Annotated in this window: 14 protein-coding genes and 1 pseudogene; 14 read left to right on the forward strand and 1 reads right to left on the reverse strand. The window is 67.5% G+C overall.

Features of this window, described 5'->3' with window-relative positions; translation table 11 throughout:
- Positions 1 to 7: 7 nt before the first annotated feature.
- The gene (locus tag AC1DKR_RS14715; RefSeq protein WP_312786599.1) at positions 8 to 796 is read right to left on the reverse strand and encodes an NRDE family protein; all 789 of its coding nucleotides are present in this window, start codon (positions 794 to 796) and stop codon (positions 8 to 10) included.
- A 324-nt stretch (positions 797 to 1,120) separates the two neighbouring features.
- On the opposite strand from AC1DKR_RS14715, the gene mraZ reads away from it, so the two are divergent.
- The 14 genes and pseudogenes from mraZ to ftsZ all read left to right on the forward strand — a co-directional run bounded on the left by mraZ (position 1,121) and on the right by ftsZ (position 16,930).
- Entirely contained in the window at positions 1,121 to 1,567 is a 447-nt protein-coding gene (gene mraZ, locus AC1DKR_RS14720; protein WP_025876601.1) for a division/cell wall cluster transcriptional repressor MraZ, read from the forward strand.
- 14 nt (positions 1,568 to 1,581) lie between these two features.
- Positions 1,582 to 2,550 (forward strand): 16S rRNA (cytosine(1402)-N(4))-methyltransferase RsmH, encoded by a 969-nt coding sequence (gene rsmH / locus AC1DKR_RS14725; protein WP_025876600.1) that lies wholly within the window; start codon positions 1,582 to 1,584, stop codon positions 2,548 to 2,550.
- Positions 2,547 to 2,810 carry a cell division protein FtsL gene (ftsL, locus tag AC1DKR_RS14730; protein WP_025876599.1) on the forward strand — a complete coding sequence of 88 codons (264 nt, stop codon included), beginning with the start codon at positions 2,547 to 2,549 and terminating at the stop codon, positions 2,808 to 2,810. The genes rsmH and ftsL overlap by 4 nt, the downstream gene beginning before the upstream one ends.
- Positions 2,807 to 4,651, forward strand: a complete 1,845-nt coding sequence (locus AC1DKR_RS14735) for a peptidoglycan D,D-transpeptidase FtsI family protein (protein WP_313251870.1) — start codon at positions 2,807 to 2,809, stop codon at positions 4,649 to 4,651. Before ftsL ends, AC1DKR_RS14735 begins: the two co-directional genes overlap by 4 nt.
- Complete coding sequence (locus tag AC1DKR_RS14740; protein ID WP_478033334.1) at positions 4,648 to 6,207, forward strand: UDP-N-acetylmuramoyl-L-alanyl-D-glutamate--2,6-diaminopimelate ligase; 1,560 nt, start codon at positions 4,648 to 4,650, stop codon at positions 6,205 to 6,207. The genes AC1DKR_RS14735 and AC1DKR_RS14740 overlap by 4 nt, the downstream gene beginning before the upstream one ends.
- Positions 6,204 to 7,598, forward strand: a complete 1,395-nt coding sequence (locus AC1DKR_RS14745) for a UDP-N-acetylmuramoyl-tripeptide--D-alanyl-D-alanine ligase (protein ID WP_478033335.1) — start codon at positions 6,204 to 6,206, stop codon at positions 7,596 to 7,598. Before AC1DKR_RS14740 ends, AC1DKR_RS14745 begins: the two co-directional genes overlap by 4 nt.
- On the forward strand, positions 7,588 to 8,673 hold the full coding sequence (gene mraY / locus AC1DKR_RS14750; protein ID WP_025876592.1) for a phospho-N-acetylmuramoyl-pentapeptide-transferase: 1,086 nt from the start codon (positions 7,588 to 7,590) through the stop codon (positions 8,671 to 8,673). The genes AC1DKR_RS14745 and mraY overlap by 11 nt, the downstream gene beginning before the upstream one ends.
- Positions 8,673 to 9,992, forward strand: a complete 1,320-nt coding sequence (gene ftsW / locus AC1DKR_RS14755; protein ID WP_478033336.1) for a putative lipid II flippase FtsW — start codon at positions 8,673 to 8,675, stop codon at positions 9,990 to 9,992. Before mraY ends, ftsW begins: the two co-directional genes overlap by 1 nt.
- Positions 9,989 to 11,077, forward strand: coding sequence for an undecaprenyldiphospho-muramoylpentapeptide beta-N-acetylglucosaminyltransferase (gene murG, locus AC1DKR_RS14760; RefSeq protein ID WP_478033337.1), 1,089 nt, complete (start codon positions 9,989 to 9,991; stop codon positions 11,075 to 11,077). The genes ftsW and murG overlap by 4 nt, the downstream gene beginning before the upstream one ends.
- 40 nt (positions 11,078 to 11,117) lie before the next feature.
- Positions 11,118 to 12,554: a UDP-N-acetylmuramate--L-alanine ligase gene (murC, locus tag AC1DKR_RS14765; protein WP_478033338.1), complete on the forward strand. Its 1,437-nt coding sequence runs from the start codon at positions 11,118 to 11,120 to the stop codon at positions 12,552 to 12,554.
- Positions 12,551 to 13,555: a D-alanine--D-alanine ligase gene (locus AC1DKR_RS14770; protein WP_478033339.1), complete on the forward strand. Its 1,005-nt coding sequence runs from the start codon at positions 12,551 to 12,553 to the stop codon at positions 13,553 to 13,555. The genes murC and AC1DKR_RS14770 overlap by 4 nt, the downstream gene beginning before the upstream one ends.
- A pseudogene (locus tag AC1DKR_RS14775) lies at positions 13,552 to 14,229 on the forward strand (cell division protein FtsQ/DivIB); the annotation flags it as partial. The gene AC1DKR_RS14770 and the pseudogene AC1DKR_RS14775, both read left to right, overlap by 4 nt.
- A 68-nt stretch (positions 14,230 to 14,297) precedes the next feature.
- Positions 14,298 to 15,533 carry a cell division protein FtsA gene (ftsA, locus tag AC1DKR_RS14780; RefSeq protein WP_025876580.1) on the forward strand — a complete coding sequence of 412 codons (1,236 nt, stop codon included), beginning with the start codon at positions 14,298 to 14,300 and terminating at the stop codon, positions 15,531 to 15,533.
- Positions 15,534 to 15,694: 161 nt separating this feature from the next.
- Positions 15,695 to 16,930: a cell division protein FtsZ gene (gene ftsZ / locus AC1DKR_RS14785; protein ID WP_025876577.1), complete on the forward strand. Its 1,236-nt coding sequence runs from the start codon at positions 15,695 to 15,697 to the stop codon at positions 16,928 to 16,930.
- Positions 16,931 to 17,079 lie beyond the last annotated feature (149 nt).

Genomic DNA, 17,079 nt, shown 5'->3' on the forward strand with positions numbered 1-17,079 from the left:
CTCCAGGTCAGAAAATGACGTGGCTCTGTCCGCTGGGTACACCCTGCGGCCCAAATCGCCGCTCGTGGATTTCGCCGTGGCCGTTCGCGTCAATCAGCAGCACCGTGCTGGCGCGGGTGCCGTAATCGTCGCCACGGATGAAGGCGGGGCTGAGCCAGCGTTCGCGTTCCAGGCCGATGCCGGTATCGGGCAGGTCGCTGTCGGCCGGCCGGTGTTCGTCGGCCAGGGCATCCCAGAGTGGGGTCAGGTCTGGGGTCAGCGCCCTTTCCCGTCGGGAGAGGGATCCGACCCCGTCTTGTTCCAGCCACGCCGACAGCGCATCCATCAGCCGCCGGGTCTTCGGCCAGGGCGCATCAAGCGCGCCGTTGGACATGCCATGCACGCCCGGGCCAAGCGTCTGCCGCTCGGCCGGGTGGTTGCCCAGATACTCCAGGCTGTGGCCATCGGCCAGCAGCAGGTTGAACGGGGCATAGGCAGCGGAGATCCCGGCCAGGCGTTCTATATGTATACCCGCCGGATCGCGGCCACGCAGGTAGTCGGCCACCAGGGCGCCACGCGATGGCCCGGTCTGGGAAGCCTGCGGATCGCGGACGTTGGTCACCACCGCCATCCGGCCGCCGGCACCCACCCCGGCCCAGCCGCCGCCGGAGCGCAGGTCGCGTCCGCCGATGACCGACGTCTCATCCTGCCAGGGGGCCAGGGCTGCAGTCGGTCGGGCGTGGAACTCATCACGGTTGCCGGCCATCACCAGCCGCCAGCGCGGGTGGTGCAACCAGCCAATAGCAAGCAGGCACATGGCGCCATTGTGCCCGGTTTGCGCAGTCCGACGTCGCTTTCGGCCCGTTCTGCATGAATGCGCAGCCCATGTTTCACGCGCCCTCCACACCCCTGAACTTCCGTTCAATCTCAAAAATTGAGACGGATCAGCAACTTGTGGATAAACCTTGAACAACTCTCTAAACATCGGCGCAAACCATTGATGCGGCTGGCGATTTCCCTGCTGAAAAGTTGTTGACAACCCTTGGGCCGCTGCTAAGGTGGGCATCAGAGGGAAATCCGGGTGTTTTGTGGATTTTCGTGGTTCAATGTTTCACCGGGCGAAGGATAAGGTGCAGGCGTCGTGTTCCAGGGCGAGACGGCCATCACAGTTGACGACAAAGGACGCATGGCGGTTCCCACCGCTCACCGCGACCTCGTTGCGCGCGTCAGCAACAACCGTCTCGTGTTGACCTACAACCCCTTCGAATCGGGCTGCCTGTGGCTGTATGCCGAGTCGGAATGGGAGCGGGTGCGCGACGACGTCATGTCCAAACCCAACACACAGCGCGTCGTACGTCTGCTGCAGCAGAAGCTGGTCGGTTCAGCCGCCCACCTGGAGCTGGACGGCAACGGTCGCATCAGCATTCCCGCCAGCCACCGCGGTGCGGTGGGCATTGAGAAGAAGGCGGTATTGCTCGGTATGGGCGACAAATTCGAATTGTGGAGCGAGCAGGCGCATCGGGCCCTGATCCAGCAGACGTTGTCTGATGAGGATCTGGGTGATGGGTTGCTCGACCTGAAGTTGTGAGCCGGGGTGCCCGGATGCGCCCAGAAGCGCAGACCGGTCACCTTCCGGTGTCGCAGTCGCCGGCGGTGCATCTGCCGGTCCTGTACACCCAGGTCCTGGAAGGCCTGAGGGTGATCGAAAACGGACGTTATCTGGATGGCACGTTCGGTCGTGGCGGTCATGCACGTGGCGTGCTCACCCAGCTCGGTCCCGAGGGACGCCTGCTGGTCATGGACAAGGATCCGGAAGCCATTGCCGTTGCCGAGCGCGATTTCGCGCCGGACCCGCGCGTGTCGATCTTCCGTGGCAGCTTCGCCCAGCTGCTGCAGTGGAACGAGACCGCCGAAGGCCTGGACGGCGTGCTGTTCGACCTTGGTGTGTCCTCGCCGCAGCTGGACGTGGCCGAGCGTGGTTTCAGCTTCGGCAAGGACGGCCCGCTGGACATGCGCATGGACCCGGACAGTGGCGAAAGTGCTGCGCAGTGGATCAACCGCGTGGAAGATCGTGAGATCGCCGACGTGCTGTGGACCTACGGCGAAGAGCGGCAGAGCCGGCGCATCGCCCGCGCCATCGTGGCCCGCCGCGAAAAGCAGCCGTTCACCCGTACCGCCGAACTGGCCGAGCTGATCGCCTCGGTGATGCCGCGCGGCAAGGACAAGATCCATCCGGCCACGCGCAGCTTCCAGGCCATCCGCATCCACATCAACCGCGAACTGGCCGACCTCGAAGCCGGCCTGGACGCGGCGGTGGAGCGCCTGAAGCCCGGTGGCCGGCTGGCGGTCATCAGCTTCCACTCGCTGGAAGACCGCATCGTCAAGCAGTACATGAACCGCCTGGCCAAGGCACCGCCGGCCAACCGCCGGCTGCCCGAGGCGCAGGCCTTCGTGCCGACCCTGGACCTGATCGGCGGCGCCATCAAGGCCACCGACGAAGAACTGGCGATGAACCCGCGCGCCCGCAGCGCCGTGCTGCGTGTGGCCCAGAAGCGGGAGGCCGATGCATGAGCCGGCTGCTGCTGATCATCCTGTTGGCCTGCACCGTGGCCTCGGCGATCGGCGTCGTGTTCGTGCGTCACCGTCACCGGCAGACGTTCATCGAGCTGTCGCGCGCCGAGCGCGCGCGCGATGACCTGAACATCGAATTCGGCCGCCTGCAGCTGGAGCAGGCGACCCTGGCCGAAGCCAACCGCGTGGACAGCATCGCCCGCGAAAAGCTCGGCATGAAGTTCCCCGAAGCCGCCGACGTCGTGGTGGTGCGCCCATGAGCAAGACCGGCCGCAACCGTCCCCGCAACGCCTTCAACCTGCGCCAGCGCCTGCGCTGGGTGGCCCTGGCACTCGGCCTGTGCTCGGTGTCGCTGGTCGGTCGTGCCGCCTACGTGCAGATCATCAACAGCGATTTCTACCAGCGCCAGGGCGAAGCGCGTTACCTGCGCGAACTGCCGATCAAGACCTCGCGCGGCATGATCACCGACCGCAACGGCGAGCCGTTGGCCGTGTCCACGCCGGTCGCTTCGATCTGGGTGAACCCGCAGGACCTGCTGCGTTCGCCCGAGCGCATCCCCGAGCTGGCACAGGCGGTGGGCATGTCGGTGGACGAGCTGAGCAGCCGCCTGTCGCAGAAGTCGGACAAGGAATTCATGTACCTGCGCCGCCGGATCAATCCGGACGAGGCAGAGCGCGTGGTCGCACTGAAGATTCCGGGCGTGGCGGCACAGCGCGAGTTCCGCCGCTTCTACCCGCAGGGTGAAGCGATGGCGCATGTGCTGGGCTTCACCAACATCGACGACCGTGGCCAGGAAGGCCTGGAGCTGGCCTTCGACGAATGGCTGCGCGGCAAGCCCGGCGGCAAGCGGGTGATCCGCAACCGCAAGGGCGAGACGGTCGAAAGTGATCTGCTGCGCGCCGCCGAGCCGGGCAAGGACCTGACCCTCAGCATCGACCGCCGCATCCAGTACCTGGCCTTCAAGGAACTGCGCAACGCGCTGGTGGCCAACAAGGCGGCCGGCGGCTCGATGGTGATCATGGACGTGACCACCGGCGAGATCCTGGCCATGGTCAACCTGCCGACCTACAACCCCAATTCGCTGACCAACGCACAGCCGGACACGCGCCGCAACCGCGCGGTGACCGATCTGGTCGAGCCGGGCTCGACGATGAAGCCGCTGACCATCGCCACCGCGCTGCAGGCCGGTGCGGTGACCAAGGACACCGTCATCGATACCAACCCGGGTTACATGACCCTGGGGCGTTTCACCATCCGCGATGTGCCGCGCAACAACGGCGTGCTGAACGTCACCGGCGTGATCACCCGCAGCTCGAACGTGGGTGCGGCCAAGGTTGCGGCGAAGATGCCCGACCAGGTGTTCTACGACGGTGTGCGCCGTTTCGGCTACGGCTCGGTCCCGCACAGCGGTTTCCCGGGTGAGTCCGGTGGCGTGGTGCTGCGTCCGGCCCGCTGGTCGGGCACCACCAAGACGACCATGTCCTACGGCTATGGCCTGAATGTCACGCCGCTGCAGATCGCCACCGCGTACTCGGCGCTGGCCAACGGCGGCAAGCTGATCGCGCCGACGTTCGTGAAGGGCCAGCGCAACGAAGGCCAGCAGATCATCGACGAGAACGTCGCCAAGCAGGTGGTGGCGATGATGGAAACGGTGGTTACCCAGGGTGGCGCCAAGCAGGCGGCGGTACTGGGCTATCGCGTGGCCGGCAAGACCGGTACCGCGCGCAAGACCGGCCCCGGTGGTTACGAGCGCGGCCACTACAACGCGCTGTTCGCCGGCGTGGTGCCGGCCACCAATCCGCGTTTTGCCACCGTCATCGTCATCAACGATCCGCAGGGCGGCAAGTTCTACGGCGGCCTGGTGTCGGCGCCGGTCTATCACAACGTGATGGAAGGCACCCTGCGCCTGATGGACGTGCCGCTGGATGACCTGCAGTCGTGGCTGGCTGCCCAGCAGTCCGGAAAGATCGGGCATTCGGCCTCGGTGCTGCCGGTACCGCCGGCCGAAGCCGCACTGCCGGTGGATGCCGCCGCTGAATTCGATGCCGCGCTGCCCAGCGCGCAATCCCATGTGCCGCCCGCGACGGGAGGCACGCAATGAGCCCTTCGATGTTGCTTTCGCAGTTGCTTCCGGACGTGGCCCTGGCGGGCCATGATCCCGTTCTGACCGGCCTGGTGCTGGACAGCCGTGCCGTGCGCCCCGGCAATGCCTTCGTTGCCATCGCCGGTTTCGGCGCGCATGGCCTGGGCTTTGTCGAGCAGGCGCGTGCTGCCGGTGCCGGCGCGATCCTGTTCGAAGCGCCGGCGCCCGCCGAACTGCCTGCGCCGGCCGATGCCATCGCCGTGCCGGACCTGCGCGCGCGTCTGGGGGCGATGGCCGACCAGTTCCATGGCGCGCCTTCGCGGGCGATGACCATGGTTGGCGTGACCGGCACCAACGGCAAGACCTCCACCGTGCAGCTGCTGGCCCAGGCCTGGCACCTGCTCGGTACGCCCAGTGGCAGTATCGGCACGTTGGGCGCCGGACTTTATGGTGCGGTCGAGCCGACCGGTTTCACCACCCCGCTGGTGCTGCAGATGCATGCACTGCTGGCGCAGCTGCGCGACGATGGCGCGCGCGCGGTGGCGATGGAAGTCAGCTCGCATGCGCTGGACCAGGGCCGCGTGGATGCCGTGCACTACGACGTGGCGGTGTTCACCAATCTCACCCGCGATCACCTTGATTACCACGGCGACATGGCCAGCTACGGCGCGGCCAAGGCGCGGTTGTTCCATCGCCCGGGCCTGAAGGCGGCGGTGATCAATCTTGACGATGCGTTCGGTCGCCAGCTGTTCGCCGGCCTGCCGGCGGGCGTGCAGGCCATCGGCCTGAGCTCGCGTGGTGCCGACGGTGCCAGCGTGCGCGCCGAAGCGCTGCAGCTGGACGGCCGCGGCATCGGTTTCGAGCTGATCATCGACGGCCAGCGCGCTGCGGTGCAGTCGCCGCTGCTGGGCCGCTTCAACGTGGACAACCTGTTGGCCGTGGCTGGCAGCCTGCATGCGCTGGGGCATCCGCTGCCGCGCATCGCCGAGGTGCTGTCGGCACTGCAGCCGATCCGTGGCCGCATGAACCGCCTGGGCGGCGAAGACGGCCTGCCCACCGTGGTGGTTGATTACGCACATACCCCCGACGCGGTGGAACAGGCGCTGGACAGCCTGCACGGTCACCTGCAGGGCACGCTGTTCTGCGTGTTCGGCTGCGGTGGCGAGCGCGATACCGGCAAGCGCCCGCAGATGGCTGCCATTGCCGAGCGCCTGGCCAACCAGGTCATCGTCACCGATGACAACCCGCGTGGCGAAGATGGCGACGTGATCGTGGCCGACATCCTGGCTGGTTTCACCGATGCCTCTGCCGTGACCGTGCAGCGCAACCGCGCGCGTGCGATCGGCTTGGCGGTGAAGCGCGCCGGTGACGGCGACATCATCCTGATTGCCGGCAAGGGCCACGAGCCCTACCAGGAAGTGAATGGCGTGCGGCATGACTTCGACGACACCGAAGTGGCCGCTGCCGCACTGGCTGCCAAGGCCGGTGTTCTAGCGACGCGCATGGATGCGCTAGTGGCCCGGCCGCAGGACGCGGAAGAGGGCCCAGCCCAGACCGGGGAGGGCGCGGCATGAAGCGCACCCTGCTTTCGCTGATCGCGCACTGGGCCGGTGGCGAGATCCACGGCGACGACGTGGCCATCGACGCCATCAGCAACGATACCCGCAGCCTTGGCCCGGGCAGCCTGTACGTGGCGCTGCGTGGCGAACGCTTCGACGGCCACGATTTTGCTGCCGACGCACAGGCACGTGGCGCCAGCGCGTTGCTGGTCGAGCGCCTGCTGCCGCTGGACCTGCCGCAGGTGCTGGTGGCCGACAGCGAGCGCGCGCTGGCGAAGATCGCCGCCGGCATGCAGCGCGACCGCGCGACCGAACTGTTCGCCATCACCGGCAGCAACGGCAAGACCAGCGTCAAGAGCCTGCTGCTGGCGATCCTGCAGCAGGTGGCCCAGCACGCGCACAAGGTGGTCTACGCCAACCCGGGCAACCGCAACAACGAGATCGGCCTGCCGCTGGCGGTGATCGACGCACCGGAAGATGCCGACTACGCCGTCTACGAGATGGGCGCCGGCAAGCCGGGCGACATCGCCTACCTGACCGACATCGCGCGCCCGCGCTATGCCCTGGTCAACAACATCGCCCCGGCCCACCTGGAGCGGATGGGCAGCCTGCTCGGCGTGGCGGTGACCAAGGGCGCGATCTACGCCGCGCTGCCTGCCGATGGCGTGGCCGTGATCAACGCCGACGATGCCTACGGGCGCTGGTTCGAACAGCATTTCATCGGTACCCCGGCACGTTGCCGGGTGCTGCGCTATGGCCTGGAACACACCGCCGACGTCACCGCGCGCGACATCCGCGCCGGTGCGCAGGGCAGCCGCTTCACCCTGGTCACGCCGATGGGCGAGGCGGGCGTGGTGCTGGGCCTGCCGGGCCGCCACAACATCAGCAATGCGCTGGCCGCCGCCAGCCTGGCGCTTGCCGCCGGCATCGAGCTGTCACTGGTGGCCACCGGCCTGGCGGAAGCGCAGCCGGTGCCGGGCCGCCAGATCGCCCATCAGCTGCACAACGGCGCGGTGCTGGTGGACGACAGCTACAACGCCAACCCTGGTTCGCTGGCCGCCGCCATCGACGCACTGGCCGCCGCCCCGGAAGAGGGCTGGCTGGTGCTGGGTGACATGCGCGAGCTGGGCGCCGACGCCGAGGCGCTGCATGCACAGGCGGGCATCCGCGCGCGTGCCGCCGGCCTCAAGCGCCTGTATGCGCTGGGCCCGCTCAGCGCCGCTGCCGCCGCTGCGTTTGGCGAGGGCGGACATCATTTCACCACCCATGACGCGCTGTCGCAGGCGCTGAAGGAAGCGCTGCACGCCGGCGTGCGCTGCCTGGTCAAGGGTTCCCGTGGCAGCGCCATGGACACGATTGTCAAAGCGCTGCTGGCGCAAGGAGAGGAATCCCCGCATGTTGTATGAACTGGCTCGATGGTTGCAGCAGTTGGAGAGCCTGTTCGGGCTGTTCAACTACCAGACGTTCCGCGCCATCCTTGCCGCGTTGACGGCGCTGTTCCTGTCGCTGTGGCTCGGCCCGGCGATGATCCGCAAGCTTGCCCAGTTCAAGGGCGGCCAGCCGATCCGGACCGATGGTCCGCAGACCCATTTCTCCAAGGCCGGCACGCCGACCATGGGTGGTTCGCTGATCCTGCTCACCGTCACCCTGTCGGTGCTGATGTGGGCCGACCTGCGCAACCGCTACGTGTGGCTGGTGCTGGCGGTGATGCTGTGCTTCGGCGCCATCGGCTGGTACGACGACTGGATCAAGATCGTCCGTCGCGACCCGAACGGCCTGAAGTCGCGCTGGAAGTACCTGCTGCAGTCGATCTTCGGCCTGGCTGCGGGCATCTTCCTGTTCCAGACCGCCGACGTACCGGCGGCGCTGACCTTCTACATCCCGATGTTCAAGTCGGTGGCGCTGCCGCTGGCCGGTATCGGCTTCGTGGCCATTGCCTATTTCTGGATCGTCGGCTTCTCCAACGCGGTCAACTTGACCGACGGCCTGGACGGGCTGGCGATCATGCCGACGGTGCTGGTGGCCTGCGCGCTGGGCGTGTTCGCCTATGCCTCGGGCAACGCGGTGTTCGCCAACTACCTGCAGATCCCGCAGATTCCGGGCGCCGGTGAGCTGGTCATCATCTGTGCGGCGATCGCTGGCGCGGGGCTGGGCTTCCTGTGGTTCAACACCTATCCGGCCATGGTGTTCATGGGCGATATCGGCGCGCTGTCGCTGGGCGCGGTGCTGGGCACCATCGCGGTGATCACCCGCCAGGAACTGGTGCTGGTGATCATGGGTGGCGTGTTCGTCATCGAAACGCTGTCGGTGATGATCCAGGTCGCCTCGTTCAAGCTGACCGGCAAGCGCGTGTTCCGCATGGCGCCGATCCACCACCACTTCGAACTGAAGGGCTGGCCGGAGCCGCGCGTGATCGTGCGCTTCTGGATCATCTCCGTCGTGCTGGTGCTGATCGGCCTGGCCACGTTGAAGGTACGCTGATGAATGACCTGTCGCACCAGGCAACACGCCTTGAGGCCATCGGTGGCAGCTACGACAGGTGGCTGCTCGGCGCGATGATCGCGCTCACCGGGCTGGGCGTGGTGATGGTCGCGTCCAGCTCGATCGCGTTGATGAGCAGCCCGTTCTATTACCTCAACCGCCACCTGATCTTCCTGGCGGTCGGCATCGTGTTGGCCATCTTCGCCGCGCGTACCGAACTGAAGACCATCGAGCAGTACAACCAGATGCTGCTGCTGGGCTGCTTCGCGCTGCTGGTGGTGGTGTTCGTGCCCGGCCTGGGCAGCAGCGTCAACGGTGCCCGCCGCTGGATCAACCTGGGCATCTCCAAGTTCCAGACGGTCGAAGCGGTGAAGGTGCTCTACATCGTCTGGCTGTCCAGCTACCTGGTGCGCTTCCGCGACGAGGTCAACGCGACCTGGCCGGCGATGCTCAAGCCGCTGGGCGTGGCCGGTGCGCTGGTGGTGCTGCTGCTGCTGCAGCCCGACTTCGGCTCGTCCACCCTGCTGCTGGCGATCACCGCCGGCATGCTGGTGCTGGGCGGGGTGAACATGCCGCGCATGTCGATGCCGGTGGTGATCGGCCTGGTCGGCATGAGCGCGCTGGCGATCATCGAGCCGTACCGCATGCGCCGCATCACCTCCTTCCTCGACCCGTGGGCCGACCAGCAGGGCGACGGCTACCAGCTGTCCAACGCGCTGATGGCGGTGGGCCGCGGCGAGTGGACCGGCGTTGGCCTGGGCAATTCGGTGCAGAAGCTGTACTACCTGCCCGAGGCGCACACCGACTTCATCTTCTCGGTCACCGCCGAGGAATTCGGTTTCCTGGGCACCTGCGTGATCGTGGCCCTGTACGCACTGCTGGTCGGCCGCACCTTCTGGCTGGGCATGCGCTGCGTGGAAATGAAGCGCCACTTCTCCGGCTACATCGCCTTCGGCATCGGCCTGTGGATCAGCATGCAGACCTTCGTTTCGATCGGCGTGAACCTGGGCATCCTGCCGACCAAGGGCCTGACCCTGCCGCTGATTTCGTCGGGTGGTTCGTCGGTGCTGATGACCTGCGTGGCGATGGGCCTGCTGCTGCGCGTGTCCTATGAACTGAAGCGCGCCGAGCGCCGCCAGGCCGTGCGCATGGGCGCTGCCGACGATGTTGCCGGCCCTGCCGCCGCCGAGCCTTCTGCTGCACCGGTGGCGAAGAACGTGCCGATGGCTGCCGAACCGGCCGCGGCCGAGCCGGCCGCCGTGCGTGGCACCAGCCGCCTGCAGTCGCGCGTCGAACCCACCTTCGGGAGGCTCGGATGAGCGCGGCCCAGAACAACAACCGGCCGGTGATGATCCTGGCCGGTGGTACCGGCGGGCACATCTTCCCGGGCCTGGCCGTGGCCCGCGTGCTGCGCGCGCGTGGCGTGCCGGTCACCTGGATGGGCGCCGATGGCGCCATGGAAACCCGCCTGGTGCCGCAGCACGACATCGCCATCGATACGCTGGCCATCACCGGCCTGCGTGGCAAGGGCAAGCTGGCTCTGCTGGCCGCGCCGTGGCGCCTGATGCGCGCGCTGCGTGCGGCCGGCCTGATCATCCGTGATCGCCAGCCGCGTGCGGTGGTCGCCTTCGGTGGCTTCGCTTCCGGCCCCGGTGGCATGGCCGCGCGCCTGCACGGCCTGCCGCTGATCGTGCACGAACAGAACCGCGCGCCGGGCCTGACCAACCGCATCCTGTCGCGCTACGCGCGCCGCCTGCTGACCGGGTTCCCTGGCACCTTCGCTGCACGCGAAGAGTTCGTGGGCAATCCGGTGCGCGCCGAAATCGCCGCCGTCGCGCCGCCGCAGCAGCGGCTGGCCGATCGCAGCGGTCCGCTGCGCCTGCTGGTGCTGGGCGGCAGCCAGGGCGCACGCGCGCTCAACAGTGGCGTTCCGCAGGCTCTGGCCAGCCTTGGTGCGCGGGTGCCGGTGGTGGTGCGTCACCAGAGCGGCGAGAAGCTGCATGCCGAAGCGGTCGAGGCCTATGCCAAGGCCGGCGTGCAGGGCGAGGTCACACCGTTCATCGCCGACATGGCCGAAGCCTTCGCCTGGGCCGACCTGGTGGTGTGCCGTTCCGGCGCGTCCACGCTGGCCGAACTCTGCGCGGTCGGCATCGGCAGCGTGCTGGTGCCATTCCCCGCTGCTGTCGACGATCACCAGACCCGCAATGCGGAGTACCTGGTCGAGCGCGATGCAGCCGTATTGCTGAAGCAGGACGAAACGCTGGCAGACGGCATTGCCGCGCTGCTGCGTGATCTGTCCGAAAATCCCGCCCGCCGCATGCAGATGGCGCAAGCCGCGCGTGCCCTGGCCAAGGTCGATGCCGCCGAGCGCATCGCCGATATCATTCTCGAGGAAGCTGTATGAAGAAGGCACGCTCCAGCGCCTGCCCTGCGCGAGGCCGCGCATGATCCGCCGCCTGCATGACACCAACGATCTGGTGCGCGCGTTCCCGCGCGTGCATTTCGTCGGCATCGGCGGCACCGGCATGAGCGGCATCGCCGAAGTGATGCTGACGCTGGGCTACGAAGTGTCCGGTTCGGACAATGCCGACAACGTCGCGACCCGCCGCTTGGCCGGCCTGGGCGCGCGCATCATGCGCGGCCACTCGGCCGCCAACGTGCTGGGCACCGACTGCGTGGTGGTCTCCAGCGCGATCCGCGAAGACAACCCGGAGCTGATGGAAGCGCGCAGTCAGCGCATTCCGATCATGCCGCGCGCGGCGATGCTGGCCGAACTGATGCGCTTCCGCCGCGGCATCGCCGTGGCCGGCACCCACGGCAAGACCACCACCACCAGCCTGACCGCTGCGGTGCTGAGCGAGGGTGGGCTGGACCCGACCTTCGTGATCGGTGGCCAGCTGCTGGCGGCCGGTGCCAACGCCAAGCTCGGTGGTGGCCAGTGGCTGGTGGCCGAGGCCGACGAGAGCGACGGCAGCTTCCTGCGCCTGAATCCGTTGATGTCGATCATCACCAACATCGATTCCGATCATCTGGAGAACTACGGCAACGATTTCGCCCGCGTGCAGGCGGCGTTCGCCGAGTTCCTGCAGCGCCTGCCGTTCTACGGCCTGGCGGTGCTGTGCATCGACGATCCGGAAGTGGCCGCACTGGCCGCCAAGACCCCGCGCCACGTGATGAGCTACGGCATGAGCCCGCATGCCGACGTGCGCGCCGAGAACGTGGTGCAGGAAGGTTCGCGCATGCGCTTCACCCTGCGCCTGCCGCAGGGCACCAGCCAGGAAGTGGTGCTGGCGCTGCCGGGCAAGCACAACGTGCTCAATGCGCTGGCCGCTGCGGCGGTGGGTTGGCAGCTGGGTGTGTCTCCGGACACGATCGCGCGTGCGCTGGCCAGCTTTGCTGGCGTCGGTCGCCGCTTCAACGATCTGGGCGAAGTGACCACCGCCAACGGTGCCAAGGTCCGCATCATCGACGACTACGGTCACCATCCGAGCGAGCTGGAAGCCGTGTTCGCTGCCGCGCGCGGCGGCTGGGCCGACAAGCGCCTGGTGGTGGCCTTCCAGCCGCACCGTTACAGCCGTACCCGCGATCAGTTCGACAAGTTCGCCGCCGTGCTGTCGAGCGTCGATGCGCTGGTGCTGAGCGAGGTCTATCCGGCCGGTGAAGAGCCGATCGCCGGTGCCGATTCGCACGCGCTGGCCCGCGCCATCCGTGCGCGTGGCCGCAGCGAACCGGTGGTGGTTGGCAAGGCGTCCGAGCTGGCAACCGTGCTGCCGGACGTGCTGCAGGACGGTGATCTGCTGCTGATGATGGGTGCCGGTGACATCGGCGCCGTCGCCAGCCACATTGCAGTGGAAGGCTTCAAGGCGGAGGGCGAGGCGTGAGCACGCTGACCTTCCCGCCGCTGCGCAACACCGACCCGGCCGTGTTCGGCCGCGTCGCGGTGCTGCTCGGTGGCAGCTCCAGCGAACGCGAAGTGTCGCTGGATTCGGGCCGCAACGTGCTCGAAGCCCTGCAGTCGCGCGGCGTCGATGCGGTCGCCATCGATGGCATTCCGGCGCTGGCCAAGGCGCTGGCAGCCGGCGGCATCGATCGCGTGTTCAACATCCTGCACGGCCACAACGGTGGTGGTGAGGACGGCATCGTGCAGGGCCTGATGGACGCCTTCGGCGTGCCGTACACCGGCTCCAACGTGCTGGGCTCGGCCTTGAGCATGGACAAGATCCGCACCAAGCAGGTGTGGCTGTCGCTGGGCCTGCCGACCCCGCAGTACCGCGAAGTACACGGAGGTACGAGTGCCGCGGGAGGCAGGATGCCGGGAGCGGCCGAAAAGAATGTCCACGCGCTGGCGGCCGAACTCGGCCTGCCGGTAGTGGTCAAGCCTGCCAATGAAGGCTCCAGCGTGGGCATCAGCCGGGTCACCGACGACGCCGGCCTGGACGAAGCGGTGGCCCTGGCCGCGCGCTACGACGGCCAGCTGCTGATGGAACAGATGGTGGTCGGTGACGAACTGACCGTGGCCATCCTGGGTGACGTGGCGCTGCCGTCGATCCGCATCGTGCCCAAGGGCCAGTGGTACGACTACAACGCCAAGTACATCGCCGAAGACACCCAGTACCTGTGCCCGGGCCTGGATGGCGATGACGAAGAAGAGATCCGCCGCATCGCGCTGGCTGCCTTCCGCGCGGCCGGTTGCCGTGGCTGGGGTCGCGTGGATGTGATGCGTGACCGCGCCAGCGGCCGCTTCTTCCTGCTGGAAGTGAACACCGCGCCGGGCATGACCAGCCATTCGCTGGTGCCCAAGGCGGCCGGGCAGGCCGGCATCAGCTTCGAAGAGCTGGTGTGGCGCGTGCTCGAACAGACCCTGGAGGCATCGCACGCATGAACGCGGTGCTGCGCATCTTTGTCTGGCTGTTGGCACTGTCGGTGGTTGCACTGCCGGTGGTGGCCGTGGTCAATGGCTGGGTCGGCGCCGAGCGCTGGCCGCTGGCGAAGCTGCGCGTGCACGGTGAGTTCAAGCGGGTGCCGCCGGAACAGCTGCAGCAGGTGCTGCTGCCGTATGCACATGCCGGCTTCTTCGCGGTGAAGCTGCAGGACGCGCAGGACGCACTCGAAAAGCTGCCGTGGGTGGAAAGCGCGCAGGTGCGCAAGCAGTGGCCGGACGTGCTGGAAGTGACGCTGGTCGAGCACAAGCCGTTCGCGCGCTGGGGCGAAGATCGCCTGCTGTCCGAGCAGGGCAAGCTGTTCCCCACGCCGAAGAAGCTGGCCGACCTGCAGCTACCCGAGCTGGATGGCCCGGACAGCCAGACCGAGGAAGTGGTCAAGCTCTACAACGATTCGCGCGCGCTGTTCGCGCCGGCTGGCGTCGACGTACGCCGGCTGACCATGGACGCCCGCGGCAGCTGGTCGCTGTTGCTGAGCAACGGCACTGAAGTGGTGGTCGGCCGCGACGACGCGCGTTCGCGCCTGCAGCGCTTCGTGCGCGTGCTGCCGCAGCTGGCCAACCAGGCTGCGCCGATCGAGCGCGCCGACCTCCGATATACCAATGGTTTCACGCTGAGCTGGGGCACTCCGGCCGCCCCGGCCAATGCACCGGGCACCCCGGCAAGAAGGACGCAGGAAAGAACATGAATCGCAAGGGTGACAAATCGCTGATCGTCGGCCTGGATATCGGCACCTCCAAGGTGGTGGCGCTGGTGGGCGAGTATTCGCCGGGCAACCCGATCGAAGTGATCGGCATCGGCTCGCACGAGTCGCGCGGCCTCAAGCGCGGCGTGGTGGTGGATATCGAATCGACCGTGCAATCGATCCAGCGCGCGGTCGAAGAAGCCGAGCTGATGGCCGGCTGCGAGATCCGCTCGGTGTATGCCTCCATCTCCGGCAACCACGTGCAGTGCAAGAACTCGCCCGGCATCGTGCCGATCCGCGACGGTGAAGTGACCTGGGGCGACCTGGATCGCGTGCTCGATGCGGCCAAGGCAGTGGCGATTCCGGCCGACCAGAAGATCCTGCATGCGATCCCGCGCGAGTACGTGCTGGACGATTCGCAGGAAGGCATCCGCAACCCCGTCGGCATGACCGGCGTGCGCCTGGAGGTGCATGCGCACCTGGTGGTGTGCGCGCAGTCGGCCGCGGCCAACATCAGCAAGTGCGTGCAGCGCTGCGGTCTGCAGGTGGACGACCTGGTGCTGTCCTCGCTGGCATCCAGCGTGGCGGTGCTGACCGCCGACGAGCGCGAGCTGGGCGTGGTGCTGGTCGACATGGGCGCCGGTACCACCGACATCGCAGTGTTCGTGCAGGGCGCGATCTGCCACACCGCCTCGCTGCCGATCGCCGGCGACCACGTGACCAACGACATCGCGCACATGCTGCGCACGCCGACCCCGGAAGCCGAGCAGATCAAGGTGCGCTATGCATGCGCCCTTGCCCAGCTGGCCACCGCCGAGGAAAGCATCCAGGTGCCGTCGGTCGGTGATCGTCCGCCGCGCCGCATGCCGCGCCACGCGCTGGCGCAGGCAGTGCAGGGCCGCTACGAAGAGATCTTCGAAATGGTGCAGGCCGAACTGCGCCGCTCCGGCTTCGAGGAACTGGTACGCGCCGGCATGGTGCTGACCGGCGGTGCCTCGAAGATGGAAGGCGTGGTCGAACTGGCCGAGGAAATGCTGCAGATGCCGGTACGCGTGGGCATCCCGCAGCACGTTACCGGGCTGGGCGAAGTGGTGGGCAACCCGGTGCATGCCACCGGCGTGGGCCTGCTGCTGATGGGCAGCCAGATCGAGCATCCGCGCCGGCCGTCGCTGCCGACCGGTCGCGCTGGAAGCATGTTCAAGAAACTCAAGACCTGGTTCCGCGGCGAATTCTGACGCGGGACCTGCACGACCCGGGCTCGCCCGGTTGCAACACCGGCAACACGACGCAACACCGGCAACACATAACCCACACAGCCGCAACGACGGCATGCAGCACGAAGGCAGGACGCCCGAACGCCCATGCAATCGAAAGCGGATACAACGAGGACACGGACATGGCGCATTTTGAACTGATCGAAAAGATGGCACCCAATGCGGTGATCAAGGTGGTTGGCGTGGGCGGCGGCGGCGGCAATGCCGTGGCGCACATGGTCAACTCGGCAGTGGATGGCGTGGAATTCATCACCGCCAACACCGACTCGCAGGCCATCAAGAATTGCGGTGCCAAGCTGCAGCTGCAGCTGGGTACCAATGTCACCAAGGGCCTGGGCGCAGGCGCGAATCCGGAAGTCGGCCGCCAGGCTGCGCTGGAAGACCGTGAGCGCATCATGGACGCGCTGCAGGGCGCGGACATGGTGTTCATCACCGCTGGCATGGGCGGTGGCACCGGTACCGGCGCTGCGCCGGTGGTGGCACAGCTGGCCAAGGAAATGGGCATCCTGACCGTGGCCGTGGTCACCAAGCCGTTCCCGTTCGAAGGCCGCCGCCGCATGCAGGTCGCGCTGAAGGGCATTGAAGAACTGAGCCAGCACTGCGACTCGCTGATCACCATCCCCAACGAGAAGCTGATCACCGTGCTGGGTCGCAACGCGACCATGATCCAGGCCTTCCGTGCCGCCAACGACGTGCTGCAGGGCGCCGTGCAGGGCATCGCCGACCTGATCGTGCGTCCGGGCCTGATCAACGTCGACTTCGCCGACGTGCGCACCGTCATGTCCGAAATGGGCCTGGCGATGATGGGTACCGGTACCGCCCGCGGCGATGACCGCGCGCAGGCCGCGGCCGAGTCGGCCATCCAGAACCCGCTGCTGGACGATGTGAACCTGGCTGGCGCCAACGGCATCCTGGTCAACATCACCGCCGGTGCCGACTTCACCATGGCCGAGTTCGACGAGATCGGCCGCACCATCGACGGCTTCGCTTCGGAAGACGCGACCGTGGTGGTGGGTACCGTGCTCGATCCGGACATGCAGGACGAAGTGCGCGTGACCGTGGTCGCCACGGGCCTGAACCGCGTCTCAGCCAGCAAGACCCAGCGTCCGGGTGAGCGTGCACCGATCAAGCTGGTCCGCAACGCCACCACCGGCCAGCCGGAGTTCGGCGAGTTCGACAACGGCGGCGATGCCGTGTCCAAGGCCGTCGGCGGCATGGGCCTGGGCCTGCGTCGGGCCAGCAGCGACAGCGTGGCAGCTTCCACCCCGTCGGCTCCGGCCTCCTCGGCCCCGGCCGCGGCGGAGCTGCCGAACGACTACCTGGACATCCCGGCGTTCCTGCGCCGCCAGGCGGACTGATCGACGCTGCCCGGGGCTTGTCCCCCCCGGGTTGCGCCACCATGTCCTGAAAACGCGGGCGCCGGGCCAGGATGGGCCCGGCCGCCCTGCTTCACGCGCGTCCTACCGGCGCGCCGGTGTGTCCTGCCGGCGTTTCAGCCGGGGTAGGG

The organism is Stenotrophomonas sp. 01N47, from assembly GCF_056399165.1.